This is a genomic window from Pseudomonas sp. E45-MNA-CIBAN-0222, assembly GCF_040310405.1.
Taxonomy (GTDB): domain Bacteria; phylum Pseudomonadota; class Gammaproteobacteria; order Pseudomonadales; family Pseudomonadaceae; genus Stutzerimonas; species Stutzerimonas stutzeri_AC.
Genome location: NZ_JBEOPU010000003.1, coordinates 92310 through 109208, shown reverse-complemented (window position 1 = coordinate 109208; position 16899 = coordinate 92310). Strand labels below are relative to the sequence as shown.

The 16899-nt window shown below is 60.8% G+C and carries 16 protein-coding genes and 2 pseudogenes; 7 read left to right on the top strand and 11 right to left on the bottom strand.

Annotated features, from left to right (window positions below):
- Positions 1-68 precede the first annotated feature (68 nt).
- On the top strand, positions 69-2057 hold the full coding sequence (locus AAEZ08_RS05960; RefSeq protein ID WP_500123912.1) for a TonB-dependent receptor domain-containing protein: 1989 nt from the start codon (positions 69-71) through the stop codon (positions 2055-2057).
- Between the two features lie 29 nt (positions 2058-2086).
- On the opposite strand, the gene AAEZ08_RS05955 is transcribed toward AAEZ08_RS05960, so the two are convergent.
- Both AAEZ08_RS05955 and AAEZ08_RS05950 read right to left on the bottom strand, forming a co-directional pair.
- Positions 2087-3049 (bottom strand): class I SAM-dependent methyltransferase, encoded by a 963-nt coding sequence (locus tag AAEZ08_RS05955; protein ID WP_427703002.1) that lies wholly within the window; start codon positions 3047-3049, stop codon positions 2087-2089.
- 62 nt (positions 3050-3111) lie between these two features.
- Positions 3112-4121: pseudogene (locus AAEZ08_RS05950) on the bottom strand (zinc-dependent alcohol dehydrogenase family protein).
- 253 nt (positions 4122-4374) lie between these two features.
- Here AAEZ08_RS05950 and AAEZ08_RS05945 point away from each other — a divergent pair.
- The gene (locus AAEZ08_RS05945; protein WP_427703001.1) at positions 4375-5886 is read left to right on the top strand and encodes a phosphate ABC transporter substrate-binding protein; all 1512 of its coding nucleotides are present in this window, start codon (positions 4375-4377) and stop codon (positions 5884-5886) included.
- A gap of 18 nt (positions 5887-5904) precedes the next feature.
- On the opposite strand, the gene AAEZ08_RS05940 is transcribed toward AAEZ08_RS05945, so the two are convergent.
- Both AAEZ08_RS05940 and AAEZ08_RS05935 read right to left on the bottom strand, forming a co-directional pair.
- Entirely contained in the window at positions 5905-7221 is a 1317-nt protein-coding gene (locus AAEZ08_RS05940) for an NTP/NDP exchange transporter (protein WP_014821105.1), read from the bottom strand.
- 67 nt (positions 7222-7288) lie between these two features.
- Positions 7289-8335, bottom strand: a complete 1047-nt coding sequence (locus AAEZ08_RS05935) for an SDR family oxidoreductase (protein WP_090521443.1) — start codon at positions 8333-8335, stop codon at positions 7289-7291.
- 148 nt (positions 8336-8483) lie between these two features.
- On the opposite strand from AAEZ08_RS05935, the gene AAEZ08_RS05930 reads away from it, so the two are divergent.
- Positions 8484-9389, top strand: a complete 906-nt coding sequence (locus AAEZ08_RS05930) for a LysR family transcriptional regulator (RefSeq protein ID WP_014821107.1) — start codon at positions 8484-8486, stop codon at positions 9387-9389.
- Between the two features lie 52 nt (positions 9390-9441).
- Here the strand turns inward: AAEZ08_RS05930 and thrH are convergent, their stop codons facing one another.
- Genes thrH through AAEZ08_RS05915 form a run of 3 tightly spaced genes read right to left on the bottom strand, consistent with a single transcriptional unit; the run spans position 9442 to position 11519 of the window.
- Positions 9442-10056: a bifunctional phosphoserine phosphatase/homoserine phosphotransferase ThrH gene (gene thrH, locus AAEZ08_RS05925; protein WP_014821108.1), complete on the bottom strand. Its 615-nt coding sequence runs from the start codon at positions 10054-10056 to the stop codon at positions 9442-9444.
- 14 nt (positions 10057-10070) lie between these two features.
- Positions 10071-10688 carry a LysE family translocator gene (locus tag AAEZ08_RS05920; protein WP_003300809.1) on the bottom strand — a complete coding sequence of 206 codons (618 nt, stop codon included), beginning with the start codon at positions 10686-10688 and terminating at the stop codon, positions 10071-10073.
- A 48-nt stretch (positions 10689-10736) separates the two neighbouring features.
- Positions 10737-11519, bottom strand: coding sequence for a 2OG-Fe dioxygenase family protein (locus tag AAEZ08_RS05915; RefSeq protein ID WP_272867665.1), 783 nt, complete (start codon positions 11517-11519; stop codon positions 10737-10739).
- 121 nt (positions 11520-11640) lie between these two features.
- Here AAEZ08_RS05915 and AAEZ08_RS05910 point away from each other — a divergent pair, with 121 nt between their 5' ends.
- Positions 11641-12576, top strand: a complete 936-nt coding sequence (locus tag AAEZ08_RS05910) for a LysR substrate-binding domain-containing protein (protein WP_037000029.1) — start codon at positions 11641-11643, stop codon at positions 12574-12576.
- Between the two features lie 70 nt (positions 12577-12646).
- Here the strand turns inward: AAEZ08_RS05910 and AAEZ08_RS05905 are convergent, their stop codons facing one another.
- A complete protein-coding gene (locus tag AAEZ08_RS05905) occupies positions 12647-13234 on the bottom strand; it encodes a glutathione S-transferase family protein (protein ID WP_500123911.1) in 588 nt (195 codons plus the stop codon).
- A complete protein-coding gene (locus AAEZ08_RS05900; protein WP_500123910.1) occupies positions 13231-13659 on the bottom strand; it encodes a VOC family protein in 429 nt (142 codons plus the stop codon). Before AAEZ08_RS05900 ends, AAEZ08_RS05905 begins: the two co-directional genes overlap by 4 nt.
- A 113-nt stretch (positions 13660-13772) precedes the next feature.
- Between AAEZ08_RS05900 and AAEZ08_RS05895 the strand changes: the two genes are divergently transcribed.
- On the top strand, positions 13773-14669 hold the full coding sequence (locus AAEZ08_RS05895) for a LysR family transcriptional regulator (protein ID WP_500123909.1): 897 nt from the start codon (positions 13773-13775) through the stop codon (positions 14667-14669).
- Positions 14670-14921: 252 nt separating this feature from the next.
- On the opposite strand, the gene AAEZ08_RS05890 is transcribed toward AAEZ08_RS05895, so the two are convergent.
- Positions 14922-15161: a hypothetical protein gene (locus AAEZ08_RS05890; RefSeq protein ID WP_197444646.1), complete on the bottom strand. Its 240-nt coding sequence runs from the start codon at positions 15159-15161 to the stop codon at positions 14922-14924.
- Positions 15162-15325: 164 nt separating this feature from the next.
- Between AAEZ08_RS05890 and AAEZ08_RS05885 the strand changes: the two genes are divergently transcribed.
- Positions 15326-15889 (top strand): hypothetical protein, encoded by a 564-nt coding sequence (locus AAEZ08_RS05885; protein WP_500123908.1) that lies wholly within the window; start codon positions 15326-15328, stop codon positions 15887-15889.
- Between the two features lie 19 nt (positions 15890-15908).
- Positions 15909-16358, top strand: a complete 450-nt coding sequence (locus AAEZ08_RS05880) for a hypothetical protein (protein ID WP_312963157.1) — start codon at positions 15909-15911, stop codon at positions 16356-16358.
- A gap of 226 nt (positions 16359-16584) precedes the next feature.
- Here AAEZ08_RS05880 and AAEZ08_RS05875 read toward each other — a convergent pair.
- Positions 16585-16821 (bottom strand): annotated as a pseudogene (locus AAEZ08_RS05875) (IS66 family transposase); the annotation flags it as partial.
- Positions 16822-16899 lie beyond the last annotated feature (78 nt).

Sequence of the window (16899 nt, the reverse complement as noted above, 5' to 3'; positions counted from 1 at the left end):
CGGGCCTGAGCCCGCAGCCGTAAGCCTGATGAGACTCACATCCGCATATAGTCGCAATGGAGTCTGCAATGCCCTTAGTAAGATCTGTTGGTCGTCCCTGTCACCTCTCGCTCACACTGCTCGGCACTCTGCTGCCGATGCTTGCCGTCGCTGCCGAGCCAATCACGCTGCAGCACGAGGTGATCACCGCCACCCAGACCGCCCATAGCGAGCTCAGCGCGCCGGCCAGTGTATCGGTCGTCACCCGCGAAGACCTCGACAAGCTGCCGGTGTACAACCTGGCCGACGCGGTGAAGTACCTGCCGGGCGTGTACATCAACCCGTCTTCGGCCTACGGCCGCAAGGAAATCAAACTGCGCGGGATGGATTCGGACTACACGCTGCTGCTGGTCAATGGCCGTCGCGTCAACTCCCGCGAGGCGCTGGTTTCCAACTACGCCAACGACTTCGACCTGTCGTCGATTCCCATGGCAGCCATCGAGCGCATCGAGGTGATCCGCGGGCCGATGTCATCGCTGTACGGTGCCGATGCCATTGGCGGCGTGGTCAACGTAATTCTGCGCAAACCGACCGCCGATACCCGAGCCGGCATTGCCTACGGCTACGAGCACCCGACCGAGGGTGACTCCGGCGACAGCCACAAGACCAGCGGCTACATCAGCGGCTCGCTGATCGACGACAAGCTGCTCGGCAATCTGATCATCGAGGGTACCGACCAGGCTGCCTGGGGCTCGGACCAGACGACATCACCATTGATTGACGCGGCAGAGAAGCGCCAGAACAGCAGCGCCTATGGGACCCTCAGCTGGCTGCTGGACGAGCGCCAGACGCTCGATCTCGACGTGAGCTATCGCGAAGACGATCGCAAAGCCACATGGAGCAATTCGGGTTTTGCCTTCCCGACCAATGTCCAGGAGATGAAGCGCAGCACGTTCGGACTGACCCACAGCGGCACCTGGGATGGCTTCAACTCACGTGTTCGCTATTACTACGAAGATGTCGATCTGACCGACGATTCAGAAGTCATGACCAACCTGCGTGGCGGTCGAATCAGCGACGTCAACCAGACCAACCATACGGTCGACGGCCAGGTAAGCGCGTTTCTCGGCAACCACCTACTGACCCTAGGAAGCGAACTGCGCCGCACCGAACTCAGCCACAGTAACAACCTGGGCTCGGACATCCAGGTCGATCAGCAGGCGCTCTACCTGCAGGACGAATTCTCGCTGGGCCAGCTGGACATCACGCTCGGCGCACGCCTGGATGACCATGAAAGCTACGGCACAGAGTTCAGCCCGCGGGCCTACGGCGTGTACAACCTCAGCGACAGTTGGGTGATCAAGGGCGGCGTGGGCAAGTCCTTCAAGGCACCGAGCATCGCGCAATCCGATCCCACCTATGTGGAAATTGCCTGTCGCGGCTATTGCGTGACGGTCGGCAACGAGGACCTCAAACCCGAGACTGCTACCAGTTACGAGCTCGGCACCTTCTACCAGAGCGACCGACTGCAGGCCGGCATCATGTTCTTCCAGACCGACATCGAGGACATGATCAGCACCGAAACGACACGGTTGATTCGCGTGAACGGCCAGATCGTTGCCGAAGATCCGGTGCTGACCACCTACAACCAACCTCACGTGCGGATCAAGGGCTACGAGCTGCAGGGCAACTATCTGCTGAGCGATAGCATCGGCCTGCGCGCGAACTACACCTACGCCGATGCCAAGGACCGCGATACCGACGAGGCGATTCGCAATTCGCCCCAACATGTCGCCAACCTGGGCGCCGACTGGCAGGCGCTGCCGAAGCTCGGTTTGAACCTGGACTACCAGTACACCGGCAGCCAGTACGTGTACGACGTAGCGCGCTCCGGGACCTTCGAAACCGGTGCATTCCATACCTTGAATCTTGGCGCCCGCTACCAGGCCACCAAGCAACTGACACTCAACGGCGGGCTCAACAACCTGACCAACGAGAAGCGCGACGAAGTTGCCCAGGCCGTCGACAACATTCTCATGGGCCGCACGCTGTTCGTAGGCTTCGCCTACGACATCTGATGGTCACCCGGCGGCGAAAGCCGCCGGGTCTACTCCGAAACCGAGTCGCCGAAATCGTCTGCGACGAACAGCAGTGCCTTGAGCCCGCTCTCGGGGCTGATGTCGGGAAACTCCGGCGGGTTTTCCAGGCGCTGCTCGAAGCGCAGCGGCGGCGCCTCGGCAGCCATGCCCTGGATCAGGAAGTCCGCGCCGATATCCGGGTCGTTCACACAGGCCAGCACCTGGCCGCCAGCATTCAGCAGTTCCGGCAGCTTGCGCAGGATTTTCTGGTAATCGCGGGTCAGGGCGAAGCTGCCCTTCTGGAAGGACGGCGGGTCGATGATGATCAGGTCATAGGGCCCGAGCCTGCGCACCTTGCCCCAGGATTTGAACAGCTCGTGGCCGAGAAAGCTCACCCGGCTGAGATCATGACCATTGAGGCGATGGTTCTCCCGCCCACGGGTCAACGCCGCGCTCGCCATGTCCAGGTTGACCACATGCTCGGCGCCACCAGCGATCGCCGCGACGGAGAAGCCGCAGGTGTAGGCGAACAGGTTGAGCACCCGCTTGCCCTGCGCCTGTTCCTGCACCCAGCGTCGGCCGTAGCGCATGTCGAGAAACAGACCGTTGTTCTGCTTTCGCCCGAGATCGAGCTTGTAGTGCAGGCCGTTCTCGCTGATCTGCCACTCGGCGGGCATATCGCCCAGCAACGCTTCGGTCGGCGCGTCCGGCAGATAGCGATGCTGCAGCAGCAAGCGCTGCGCCTGGCTCTGCTGCCAGGCCGCGGATTCGGTCAGCGCCATGAGCATCTGCCCTAGCGCCGCCCGTTCCGCCTCGCCTGGATCACGGAACAGCGCCACCAGCACCACACCCTGCAGCCAGTCGACGGTGAGTTGTTCGAGCCCCGGATAGCAGCGGCCCCGGCCGTGAAACAACCGCCGCGTCTCGTCGGGCAGGTTGGCCAACGCGTCGAGCAGGTGATCTTGCAGGGTGGAGAGGTGTTCGGGCGTCATGGGCGGGCATCGTCGGCAGCGTGGCCGCGCATTCTAAACGCAGCCGCCGCCGACGCCAGGCTTCAGATATCCAGGCAGATCTTGCCGAAGTGCTGGTTGGTTTCCTGGTAGCGGAACGCCTCGACGATATCGTCCACGGCGAAGTGCTTGTCGATCACCGGGCGGATGCCGTTGGCGTCGATGGCGCGGATCATGTCCTGCTGCTGAGCGCGACTGCCGACCAGCACACCTGCAGACGCAGCTGGCGCACCAGCGCCGGTACCAGCGGCAGCTCGCCGGCAACGCCAGTGAGAATGCCGATCACCGAGATATGCCCGCCGATGCGCGCCGCGACCATCGATTGCTCCAGCGTTGCCGGCCCACCGACTTCGATCACGTGGTCGACGCCGCGGCCATCGGTGAGCTGATGCACCGTCTCACCCCAGGCTGGCGTGCTGCGGTAGTTGATCAGGTGATCGGCGCCCATCTCGCGCAGGCGCTCAAGCTTGGCGTCGCTGGACGAAGTGGCGATGACCGTGGCACCGGCCATCTTGGCGAACTGCAGGGCAAAGATGGAAACGCCGCCGGTGCCCTGGATCAGCACGCTGTCGCCGGGCTTGAGCTTGCCGTCGGCCATCAGCGCACGCCAGGCAGTGAGGCCGGCGGTGGTCAGGGTCGACGCCTCGGCATGGCTGTAACCCTTGGGTGCATGGGTGAACGAGGTGGCGCGGGCGGTGACCATTTCCCGTGCGTAACCATCGACGCCATCGCCCGGCACCGTGGCGAAACCTTCGATCAGCGGCTCACCGGCCAGCCAGTCGGGGAAGAAGGTGCTGACCACCGCATCGCCGATCGCAAATTCGGTCACGCCTGCACCCACCGCCACCACTTCGCCGGCACCATCGGCCATGGGAATGCGCGGCTCGCTCGGCCCCCACATGCCGCTGACCACCGCGAAGTCGTGATAGTTGAGCGAGTTCGCGCGCAGGCGCACGCTGATCTCGCCGGCGCCGGGCGTGGCGGCCTCGCTGGTGCCGACGACGACCCGGTCGTAGCCGCCACCGGGCTGCACGAATATGGCTTTATGGCTCATGGCGTTCTCCTCTGCTCATGGAATGACCTGCATGGGAGCGGACGGCAACGACATCGTTCGACCTGCCAAAGCCTGCTGCGCATCGCTGCACGAGCGCCGCTCGAATGCGCCACAGCATAGCCAATCCGCCATCGACGTGGCTGCCGCGAACTTACGTCCTTTAGTACCGTCGAAAGCGCGTCCGCCAATACCTACGGCTCGCCTGCAACCTGCCGTACACGATGATCCAGTGCCGTCCCGGAACCGCAATCTCATGCTCGAGCTTCGCCATCGCCCCCAACAGCTGACTACTCCACGTCTGCGCACAGCCATCGCCGTAGCCCTGCTGACCATCACCGCGCCTGCCCTGGCCGCCCTGTCGGACAGCGAAATGACTGCCCGCGACGCCGAGAACAAGCGCCTGACCGCTGAGCTCATGGCCAAGCGGAACGAGCTGACGCAGCCGCTGGAGAGCAAGTACAACCACGTCATCACCTATGGCCAGTCGCTGGCATCGGCGGCCGAAGGCTGGCCGGCGCTGTCCGTCGCGCCGCGTTACGACAACCTGATGCTCGGCGATTCGCCGCGATCGGCCGCCTTCAGCGGTGCAACGTTCAAACCGGTCGGTGACGCCGCGTTCACACCACTGCGCGCCGTGGTGCAGCAGAAGAGCAATGCGGCGGTGCTGCTCGATACGGAAAAGGTCGCCAAACTCGACCCGAAGGCGCAGGAGGAAGGTGAATCTGTGGAAGTCGGCGCGCTGAACATGGCGCGGCGGCTGTATCTGCATCACCTGGGCCGTGACACCGACCCCGATCACCTGCTCGTCGCCAGCAACGCGTCGACCTCCGGCCGCTCCGTCGCACAGCTGTCGAAAAGCGGCGGCACCAACGAGTATCGCCGTGTGACCCAGGCCGTCGACCAGGCCAAGGCACTGGCCGACGCGCAGCAGGCCAGTTACAGCATCAGCGCGTTCTTCTGGCTGCAGGGCGAGTTCGACTATTCCCACACCAACGGCGGCAAGAACGACAAGGATTACTACAAGGCCAAACTGCGCCAGCTGCGCGACGACCTCTATGCCGACACCGCCAAGGCCATCGCCGGACAGGAAAAGATGCCCGCCTTCTTCAGCTACCAGACCGACGCCAAGTCCTCGGTCAAGGACGGCTCGCTGGCCATCGGCATGGCGCAGTGGGAACTGGCCCAGGAAGAACCCGGCTGGTACCTGGTCGGACCGGTCTACCCCTACACCGACAAGGGCGTGCACCTGTCGGCGAACGGCTATCGGTGGTTCGGCCAGATGCTCGGCAAGGTCTACCACCACGTCGTCGTCGAGCGTAAAGGCTGGACCCCACTCGCACCGCGCCAGGCCACGCTGGACGGCCGCGATGTACTGATCGACTTCCTCGTGCCGCACCCGCCCCTGGCGTTCGACCAGCCCTACATCGGCCACCAGGCCCGCGACGTGAAGGACAAGGGTTTCGTGCTGCGTGACGACCAGGGCGAAGTGCCCATCAACGCTGTCGACATCGTCGCCGATACCATCGTGCGCCTGCGCGCCGGTCGCGACCTCAGCGGCCAGCCACGCATCAGCTACGCCAGCCACCAGGTCGGCGGCGCCGGCCAGCTACGCGACAGCGACCCGATGCGCGCCGACGCCACCTACGAATACCTGCCCGACCTCATGCCTGCCGAGGCCAACATCAAGGCACTGGTGCACCAGCCCTACCCGCTGCACAACTGGAGCATCGCCTTCGATATCGCCGCGCAGGGTGGTGAACGCTGAGTCGAAGCAAGGTGGAATTCATCGGCAAGCGACCTCTGCCATCGCCGGTACTTCCACTCGCCTGTCCGCCTGCTTGCCGAGCTGCCAGCCGAGGTAGCCCCAGAGCAGCGCGCAGAGTGCGCCGGCCACGGCTACCAGGCCGGCGCCCTGACCGAACATGTCCAGTGCCGTCTTCCCCCAGCCGCTGACGGCATCGCCGGCGCGGTAGACAACCGTGTCGATGACGCTCTTCGCCTTGTACTTGCTCTCCGCATCCAGCGGCGCGAAGAGCATTTCCCGTCCGGGCCGGACGAACGCGTACTCGCCGATGCGGCGCACGATCATCAGCGCGGCGAGCACGGCGAAACTGGGCATCAGCGCCAGGCCAATAAAGCCGACGCAGACCAGCAGCGGCACGATGGCCAGCAGCACGCGCACGCCAAGCTTCTGCGCCAGGCGCCCGGTGATGAACAGTTGCGACAGCAGCGCGCCCGCCTGGACGACCACGTCGATGGTGCCGAACACGCGAACCTGGGCGGCCCGGTCAGGGAACAGCTCGGCCACCAGGCGCGCCTGCTCGAAATAGAGGAAAGTGGTCACGGTGGCCAGCAGCACCACGAAGCCGGCGATGCCGAGCAGATAAGGCGACTGCAGCACCCGCGTCATCCCGCTGAACGGGTTGCCTGGCACCGGCTTGCGCGTGCTTTCCGCCGGGGCCGCGCCGTGGCGCCCTGCTCCACCGATCTCGCGCCAGCGCATCAGTGAGAACTTCAGCGCCAGCGCCGCGCCCAGCAACAAGGCGGCGAGCAGCATCAACCCCGACTCGCCCAGGCTGCCGATCAGCAACGCACTGAGCGCCGGCCCGACCAGCCCGCCGACGCTCGCGCCGGCGGCGATAAAGGCGAACAGCCGCTTGGCCTGGGCGCTATCGAACACATCCGCCATCAGGCTCCAGGCCACGGACACGACGAACAGGTTGTAGACCGATATCCACACGTAAAACACCCGCGCCAGCCAGGGGTTTTCGCCCTGCAGTAGAAACAGCGCGGAGAACAGCAGCAGGTTCAGGCAAAAGAAGCCGTACACCCAATCGACGAAATGCAGCCGCGGTACGCGGGAGCTGAGCCAGGCGAACAACGGAACGGCAGCCAGCATGACAAAGAAGGTCGCGGTGAACAGCCATTGCAGGTTTTCCACCCCCGCCGCGATGCCCATCGACTCGCGGATCGGGCGCAGCATGAAGTAGCCGGCGAAGAGACAGAAAAACAGCAGGAAGCCACTCAGCGCCGGACGCAGCTCATGCGCTTCGGCATTGATCGTGGCACTCAGGCGATGCACAACGGATGGCGTGCTCATGGGCGCGCTCCTGACAAAGGAAGAGAGGTAACCGGGCGCGGGCGCAAGGCGGCCCGCGCCCGAGGGTTCAGGGGTAGCCCACGCCGGTCAGGCGTTCCGACAGCTGCCACAACTCGGCGGCATCCGCCTGGTTCGCGGCGGCCTCGGGAACCCTGGCAAAGCCCAGCGGCCCACGTTTCTCCTCCTCGCCGGTCGGCCCGTAATAGGCGCCGCCGACCGCTTCCGGCGCGGTCGCGGCATACAGGGTCGGCAGTGCGCCTTGGGCGGCGGAGTGGTACTTGTCGCGATCCTTGGCCCAGTTGGCAGCGAACTCGCTATCCAGCCCCGGCCCGCGCTTGACCAGTTCGGTCACCGCGACGCCCGGGTGCGCGGCGATGCTGCGAATGCCCCAGCCGGCGGAATCGCTGTGGCGCTGCAACTCCATTGCCCAGGTCAGCACCGCCAGCTTGGATTGCGCGTAGGTGGCGTAGGGGTTGTAGTCCTGCTCGGCCTGCAGGTCCGCGAAGTTCAGGCGACCTCGACCCGCCGCAATGCTGGACAGGCTGACCACCCGGGCATCGTCGCTTTCCAGCAGCAGCGGCATCAGCAACGCGGTCAGAGCGAACGGCCCGAGGTAGTTGGTCGCCAGCTGCAGCTCATGGCCGTCAGCGGAAGTGCCCCGCTCAGGAGGCGCCATGATTGCCGCGTTGTTGATCAGCACGTCCAGGCGCGGCAAGCGTTCCTGAAGGCGCTCAGCGAGGCCGCGCACCGAGGCCAGGTTGGCCAGATCGACGGCCTCGAACTGCACGCGGGCATCCGGCACCTGCTCACCTATCCGCTCGATCGTCTCCTGCCCGCGCTCGGCGTTGCGCGCGGCGATGATCACCTCGGCGCCGGCGCGTGACAGCGCCAGCGCATCTTCGTAGCCCATACCGCTGGTGCCGCCGGTGACCAGCACGATGCGGCCGGTCTGGGCCGGCATGTCGGCCAGGCTCCAGTCCGGTGTCGGCGCCGGTCGGTTGGCGGCTTCGACGGTCAGCGTTCCAGCCAGCGCCACCCCGGCGATCAGCGCTCTGGCCAGCTTCATAAGAGGCCAAGCATTACTGCCCGGCCCGGTTGCGTTTCTCTGCGCCATGATCGTTTCCTCGTCGTCGTGAATGGCCTGCCTCAGGCAGAGGCGGCCGACGGAGGAAGTATCAGCGTACGATCACAGGCTGATAATCCAGGCAAACATGGACGGGCTGTTCGACCATTCGTACAGTTCGATCATTCAAGGAGGTCCCATGCGTCAACCCAACCTGAGTGATGTAGCCCTGTTCGCCGCTGTGGTCGAAGCCGGAGGGTTTCGCGCCGCGGCGCAGAAACGCGGCATGTCGGCGTCCTCGCTGAGCGATTGCATGCGCCGCCTGGAAAGCGATCTGGGCTTGCGCCTGCTCAACCGCACCACCCGTAGCGTCACCCCGACCAGCGCCGGCGAACGCCTGCTGGAACGCCTGCGCCCGGCGCTGGACGAGATCAGCGCCGCATTCAACGACCTGGACGATGACGCCCAACGGCCGGTCGGCACCGTCAAGCTGAACGTGCCGGTGCCGGTGGCGCGCTTCCTGTTGCCGGACCTGCTGAGCCGCTTCCTCAAGCTCTACCCGGCGGTGAACGTCGAAGTGGTGATGGAGAACACCTTTATCGACGTCATCGCGGCGGGCTACGACGCCGGGGTGCGCTACGAGGAAAGCCTCGCCAAGGACATGATCGCCATCCCCATCGGCCCGCGCCGGCAACGCTTCGTCGCCGCCGCCGCGCCCAGCTACCTCGCCGCCCATGGCACACCGCGGCACCCGTCCGAGCTGACCGAGCACCAGCTGCTCGGCCATCGTTTCGAGAGCGGCAAGGTGGGTGTTTTCGAGTTCGAGAAGGACGGCCGAACCCTGCGCATACCGCCACAAGGCCAGCTCGTCACCTCCTCCCACGACCTGAAGACCAGCGCGGCGATCAACGGCCTGGGCATCATCTACACCTTCGAGGACTTCATCCGCGAGCCGCTCGCCGACGGCCGCCTGACGCCCATCCTCGAAGACTGGTGGCAGTCATTCGACGGCCCCTATCTCTACTACCACGGCCGCCGCCACATGCCCTCGCCGCTCAGGGCTTTCGTCGATTTCCTCAAGGCCGAGGGGCAAGAGCGGGCCTGACTCAGCGCAGGTCAGGGCTTGGGCAGATAGCCCGGAAGCGCCTCCAGCCGCTTCATTCCAGCGCAGCTCTTTCATGAACGAGCAAAGGAATAATCTCATCGACACTTGCCACAGTTTTAATATCTGGAGCAGCTGCGCGCGTCGCTGCAGACGGGCTGACTAAATAACTTTTATTCGCCATTCGCAACATCGCGAGATCATTGAAGGCATCACCTACTGCCAACACATAACGCCCTTCAGAAAGCGCCTGGGCCACATGGTCTTCCTTACCGGCGCGCTTATAAAAACTGCAATCCGTCACAAAGCCAAAACGATCCACATTCAGGCGATGACACATAGCTGTCGGCCCGCCTAACAAGTCGAAGAGCGGATTTGCCAACTCGAGAAAGCAGTCAGAAATAATGTTTATCTCGTACTCATTAAAAGAAAGCTCATCAAGAAACTGTCTGGCGCCGGGAACAGGCTCAACATGGGATAGTATTCGGCTGACACAGCTGAGTCTTAAGCCGTTGTCACGCAGAAGCGCAATGCGATTTCGCATCAACAAATCGTAATCTGGCACCTCGCGCGTGGTCAGTGCCAGGGAATCGATGCCTGTACGCTCGGCAATGATTGGCCAAAGCTCCGGGACCAAAACACCCTCTAGATCTATGCAGGCCAGTTTCATAAGCCTCTCCTGAATCATCGCCCAACGCCAGGCAATACTAAGCTCGCGCCAAGACCAATCAGCGCGGTACCAATAACCCGGTCAACAATGTGCTGCTTTCTCAGTATGCGTCTACGCAGAGCCTCAGCGGAAAAGAATACCGCCACTAAGCTAAACCAAACCAAGTGAGACAACGACATAAATATACCGTAAGCAAAATTAACGTATAGAGAGCTATCGGCGCGCACTACCTGACTATAAGTTGCAACCACAAACAACATTGTTTTTGGATTGAGCGCATTAGTAAAAAAACCAGTCCGAAATGCTTTCCAAGCTGTAGACTCACGTCCGTCAGCCTCCCCTATCGTCAGGGCTCCAGCATTCATCAACGATTTAATTCCCAAGTAAATGAGATAGCCAGCGCCGAGCATCTTCATACTTATGAACAGTATGGGTGAGTGGGTAATTATTACAGCGATTCCGAAAACCGTGTAAAAAACATGGACCTGCACGCCACAAGCAATACCTAGCGCAGCCGTCAAACCATTCTTCCGCCCGAACGAGTAACTATTGCGGGTCACCATGGCAAAGTCGGGACCTGGACTGACAACAGCTAAGACAGTAATGGCGGCCACTGCAAACAATTCGTTCATTTACATTCTCCGAGGCGGTAAGACTAGCCTACCGCCAGGATCTATTAATCAGCGCTTACTGAAGGTGATAACCAATACATCTCGATAAGCGGGCAACTCTGGATCTATCTGAATGACCGGTGTTACACCATGCAGCACACGCTCGTCATTCACGATGGCGGCCTCCAACTCATGTGCAAGTGTAAGACTACTCAACGGTCGTCTATCACGGTCATAGATAGACGTTTCTCCATTAACGATGTTGACGCGATTAACCAGCATCATGAAAACGAAGTTTACCCCATCACGATGAATGCCTTCAGGAGTTGGTGAGGCTGGAAGCTGTGAAGCATTTATTCTGAACTGGTGAACCTCGATGTGCCAAGAATAATACGGAGCTAGGCTACTAAAACTGGCACAACATAGCTTCAATGCAGAGCGCAACACTTTCCCTTCGCTTATTTCGCCCTCTATCGGAGCAAAGTATCGTGGAATACCGCCGTTGAGGCTGTTGTAGTCAGTGCTCTGAAAGTGCGGTTGGTGCGGTTCCATAACGGGGCACTGTATGCCAGGACCAGCACTGTATGTCCCATGTCGGCGGAAACGGTACGTGCCGCCATCGCGCATATACGCGTCCTGCTCAAGGCGATTCCAGCTCTCCTGAAAAGCATGCCAATCATCCATGACGTCTGGGTCCATTGCAGTCAGCAGCTTGGTAGTCTTTCGGCCAGCAAGGAAAATGAAATCTTTTTGTGCTACTTTTTCGCACAGATTTCTGACTTCAGGCGACGGGTTGGTGAGCTGAGGGTGAAACATGACGGCATTTTGTATATCGCTTCGCATGTTATTCATAGGTCCTCCTGATGGGCAATACCACCGCTTTGACTCAAGTGGCAGCAGAAATCTTGCGGACCTACAAGCAATTAGAAAAACGATTTATCGTTTCCGATATCTGTGAGAAAACGTCGTCTATATGAATTTACCTCCGCTAGCTTCGTTTCGATTTTTCACTGTTGCAGCCAAAACTCAGAGCTTCGTCAAAGCAGCTGAGCAACTGCACGTAACTCACGGCGCCGTTAGTCGTCAGGTGCGGCTGCTGGAGGAAGCTATCGGGGTCGAGTTATTTGATCGGCGCAACAGGGCAATATTTCTCAACCAGGCAGGCCACCTCCTTCTTAACGTGACAGCGCCCCTGTTCGATCAGTTGGAAGATGCCGTTTATCGCTTACAGCGAGAGGGTCGAGAAGACGTCCTTGTGCTCTCCTGTGAGCCCACCATCGCCATGAAGTGGCTGATCCCTCGACTTCCTGCTTTTCATGAAGCGCATCCGAACTTGCAGATCCAATTATTGGCCGCCGGCGGGCCGATTGATTTCGCCCGCTCAGGGGCTGATCTCGCAATCCGCCGCGATGACTTTCATTGGGGCAGCTCTGTACACAGCGTGAAAATCTGCGAAGAGTGGATCGGGCCGGTTTGTACGCCGCCAAATACTCCCGACAAGAAACGGCTGGACAAATTAAGCCTGTTACACAGCAAGACTCGCCCGATGGCATGGGATAATTGGCTACGCCTTACGGGAGTGGATCTCTCTGGTTCTATAAAGGTCGACTATGAGCATTTCTACCTGTCCATTCAGGCGGCGACGTCAGGATTAGGAGTAGGAATGGCGTCCCTATTTATGGTTCAAGCCGAACTGGAGTCCGGCCAGCTAGTTGCGCCGTATGGCTTTATCCGAGACGGTTCAACATATTGCCTTTTATCACCCAAAGCTTTGGATGAAAGTTCCAAGTGCAATATATTCAAGAGCTGGATAACGGAACAACTTGATCACTACATTGAGCTTATGGGTGGTGAGCTGCCGCCAACAGCTAACTCGACGAGCAGCCCACATCCCGCGGTATCTTCTTAGCAGGTAGGCCGTAACTCGGAATGCTGGCCGACAGCGGTTTTGTCAGTAAACCTGCCTACCTGATCGACACTCAGGGCTTGGGCAGATACCCCGGCAACGCTTCCAGCCGCTCCATCCAGCGGGCGACATGGCTGTACGGCGTGAGATCCACATCCCCTTCCGGCGCTAGCACCACGTAAGGGTAGACCGCGCAATCGGCGATGGTCGGCCGGTCGATCGCCAGCCAATCGTGGCGCTGCAGATGGTCGTCCAGCAGCTTGAGCACCGCCGGCGCCTTGGCCAGCGCCGCGGCCTTGTCCAGCGGATAGCCGAACTTCTGCACCAGCCGCGCCGCATTCAGGCTCTGCTGGATCTCGTTTGCGGTGAAGGACAGCCACTGCACGATCTCCGCCTGCCCGCGCGGATTGTCCGGCCACCACGCCAGGCCGCCGTAAGCGCCGGCGAGGTAAACCAGAATGGCCTGCGAGTCGCGGACGATATGCCCGCCATCATCCAGAATCGGCAACTGCCCCAGCGGGTTCAGCTCGGACAGCGGCGGCTTCTTGTGCGCGCCATTGGCAAAATCCACGGCCACCCGTTCAAGGTCGATGTTTGCCAGCGCAGCGAACAGCCGCACCTTGTAGCAGTTGCCGGACGGACCCAGGTCGTACAGTTTCATTGCGCACCTCCTCTGATGAGCTGATTGAATTCCAGAACGTTGCCGTCCGGGTCACGGATGAACAGCGCGATCCGCCGCGGGCCGATGGGATGCGGCCCCTCGGTGATGACGATGCCCTGCACCTCGAGCCAATGCTGGAGCGCCGCGAGGTCATCGACGATAAAGGCCGGATGGGTCATACCGGGCCGCTTGACCGGCGCATCCAGCAGCACGTTGTGTGCGTCGGGCGCACGCGCACCGTTGAAGATCAGGTTGATGCGCACGCCATCCGGGCTGAGCATCTCGTTCGCCTCGAACAGCGGGAAGCTGGCGCTCTCGACGAAGCCAAGCGTCTGGTAGAAGGCCATCGCCCGCGGCCGATCGCTGACACGAATACCGATGTGGTCGTAGGCGAGAATGCGAGCGGGACTGGCTGATTGATTCATGTGCGAAACTCCAAAAGACCTCAGTCCCTGCAGTGTCAGCCGCCACACGGGTTTCACCTATGCCGCGGGCCTGACAACATCTATGCAGCAATCGCACAAATCCCGGGGTGGCAATGGACAAGCTCAAGGCAATGGCCAACTTCGCTCGCATCGTCGACAACGGCAGCCTGAGCTCGGCCGCCGATGCCACCGGGCAATCCGTGGCATCGGTGGTGCGCTCACTTGCCGCGCTGGAGCGGCACCTCGGCGTGCGCCTGCTTAACCGCAGCACCCGGCGCATGGCCCTCACCGATGAGGGTGCGGAATACCTGGCCTGGAGCAGGCGCATGCTGGCGGACTTCGCCGACATGGAGCAGCAACTGGAGGCCAGCGATGGCACCGTCCGCGGCCTGCTGCGCATCACCGCACCTATGGAGTTCGGCCAACGTTACGTCGCGCCGCTGGTGAGCGAATTTCTCAAGGAACATGCAGAGATCCGCGTCGAGCTGAACCTGAGCGACCAGATCGTCCCGCTGCTCGACGAACGCCTCGACCTCGCCCTGCGCATCGGCCACCTCCCCGACTCGGCCATGGTCGCCCGACAGATCGGCAGCACCCGGCTTGTCACCTGCGCCAGTCCCGACTACCTGAACACCGCCCCCGCCATCGACACCCCGGCGGCGCTCAAAGACCACGCCTGCATCCTCTTCGCCGCCCAGGGCCGCCACTGGTACTACCGCCACGGCGAGAAGGAACAGGCCGAAGAAATCACCCCACGCCTGACCTGCAACCAGATCCGCACCGCGAGCCTGGCCTGCGTGCAAGGCCTCGGCATCACGCGGCTGATGCACTATCAGGTCGCCGATGAACTGGCTGATGGCCGTCTGGTAAGGGTGCTCAGGGATTACGAGCCGAAGGACTTGCCGATCCAACTGGTCTACCCCCACGCCTTGCAGCTATCGCCAAGGGTGCGGGCGTTTGTGGAGTGGGTTTGTCTTAGGTTGGAGAGGGGGTTGCCGGGGTTGGGTTAGGGTCGCGGCTGACTGCTATCGGCCAGAAGCGGGCATTGCGGGTCGAAGTTCTTGTATTCGGGGACTGGGGCTGGGGACGGGCGAAAGAGACCGAAGTAGGTCCTGCACATCGCTAGTGTGCGGCCTTTGCTGTAGCGGTTCCCGGTGCGACCAACGTCAACGGCTTTGACAGCCCATGACGTGCGACCGGGATATCGCCCCTCCAAAGACCCAAGGTACTCTCTAGCGAACACCGCCCTAGGGGCACTCCTCTCAAGATATCTGAGGATCGCCTTGCACCTCCAGAGATTGCATCGCCTTGCTGCTCAACAGCATCTGTTTTGAGGCAAGCTCGTTTACCTCAACGTAGTGGCGAAGCTTGGTTGGGGTCATGCTTACCCCAGTCTCGTCGCGGACCACCCGGACAATCGTGTCATAGCTGTAGTTGCGTTTGAGCAGGGTTTGTACGCGCGCCAGATTCAGCTCGCGGTAGAACGGGGAATGGATTGCCATGGATCGCCTCTTAGTCGTGTTCCTGTACCGGTCGCGTAATTGCCCCGGTTGAGAAGACGATACAAATCCGGCACATTCGGCCACCACCCCAAAATGGGAAACCCGATTTTCAGGGCAGCCAGCTCATGCCTAGTCCGAACCATAAGCCTTCCGAACTCTTCGTCATGGACCAGCTAGAGCGGATCTTCCTGCTTGAGATTGCTCAACAAAAGGCCAGGCGAGAGGAGCCAGAAGAGTTTGCTGAGCTCTGCTTGCTCCGCGAGGAGCTACAGCTCTTCTTCGAGAACAATCCTGATTCAGATATGGAGGTGCTGGAAAACGGACCCGATATCGTTTTTGACGCAGTTGAAAGGGAGGTTGATATCGAGCTGCAGGTCAACCTGAGTGGCGTTGATCACATCGAATTTCACTGCGGGTCCGTCAATAATGCCCTGGAGATTTTCGGAAAAAGGATCTCTGACGTCGGCCAGTCTCTCAGACTCTCACGTGGGTTTCGATTGGCAGACTTCTCACACGTAAATTCGATGATTGAGCTGGCGGACTGGTGGTACTTCATCACTGATGATGACGTGCGCAAGGAGTCCAAGTGGGAAGGAACCATAGGGACAGTCAGCAAGCCTCTTCAGGATGCCAATTGTCCGGAAATGAAGGTCATCAAAACAGCGCCGATCTGCCCCGCGAGGGTACCCATCCGATTGGGGGGGGGCACCTCCTTTCACCATTATTGATACCCAGCAAACCGCGGTGATGATCGACGATTGGCCAGTTCAGGATGCTCTGGTAATCGTGCTTGACCGTAATGCTCCGATGCCACCACTCAATACCCTACGTTTCGAACTGGCGCGTCGTATGAACTCCATCAAGTTGGAAAAGGACTGGACCGACCTGATTGAGGGGCGAGTTCCTTCTGAAGGACGCCGGGAAGAGATGGACTTCAGCTGGCTTCTTCCACCGACGAAAGACCTTGTATTGGCAACAGGGCCAAAGGCCATTGAGATGATGCTTCGAGGTCTAAGCTGTCTTGCCAATCGCGCTGTCTGTAAGTCACACCATGATGCGATTGAGAAGACAATGAAGGATCTCGAGGCTGTGGAGCCTGAAGTGACGTACGAGAAGGTCGAGTACGCCTATTCGTTGGCTCGCAAGCGTTGCGATGGTTATCACCTGGGGTTGTTGTCCTGGCTGAGAGAGGCGTAATGGAGAATTGGCGGAGAGGTTTAGCACTACTGCTTCTGGCCGATTGAATCGCCCCGGGTTTAAGTCTCGGGCACGACCCTTACGTCAACCGAGAGGCGTTCTGCCAGCTCAGCGAGTTGAGTGGGGAGATCTCTTGGATCACAAGCACAGCATGAGCATCGAGCGCTCTTTGCCAGGCGATGCAAACCGCGCGGTATTTGAAGCATTGATAGATGCCGCGAGAGAGGTCATGCCCATTCATCCGTGCCGACTGGATCAGGCTCATGATTGCCGCCGCCCGCTTGCCGCTGCGCAGTGACCCTGCGAAGAGCTAGTTCGAACGTCCAAGCGCCCACGGCCGGATCTGGTTCTCGACCGCATTCTTGTCGATGGGCACAGCACCATCATCTAGGTAGCGCGTCTGCGCTACCCCGCGTTTTAAGCTGTAATCCAGTGCCTTGGCCGTGGCCGATCCTTCAGGTACGCACTTATTTTATCCTCCTTCCTTGATTTCCAATTTATCGACCTTACTTGACATCAAAGAGCTAACGCGCATCAGTGT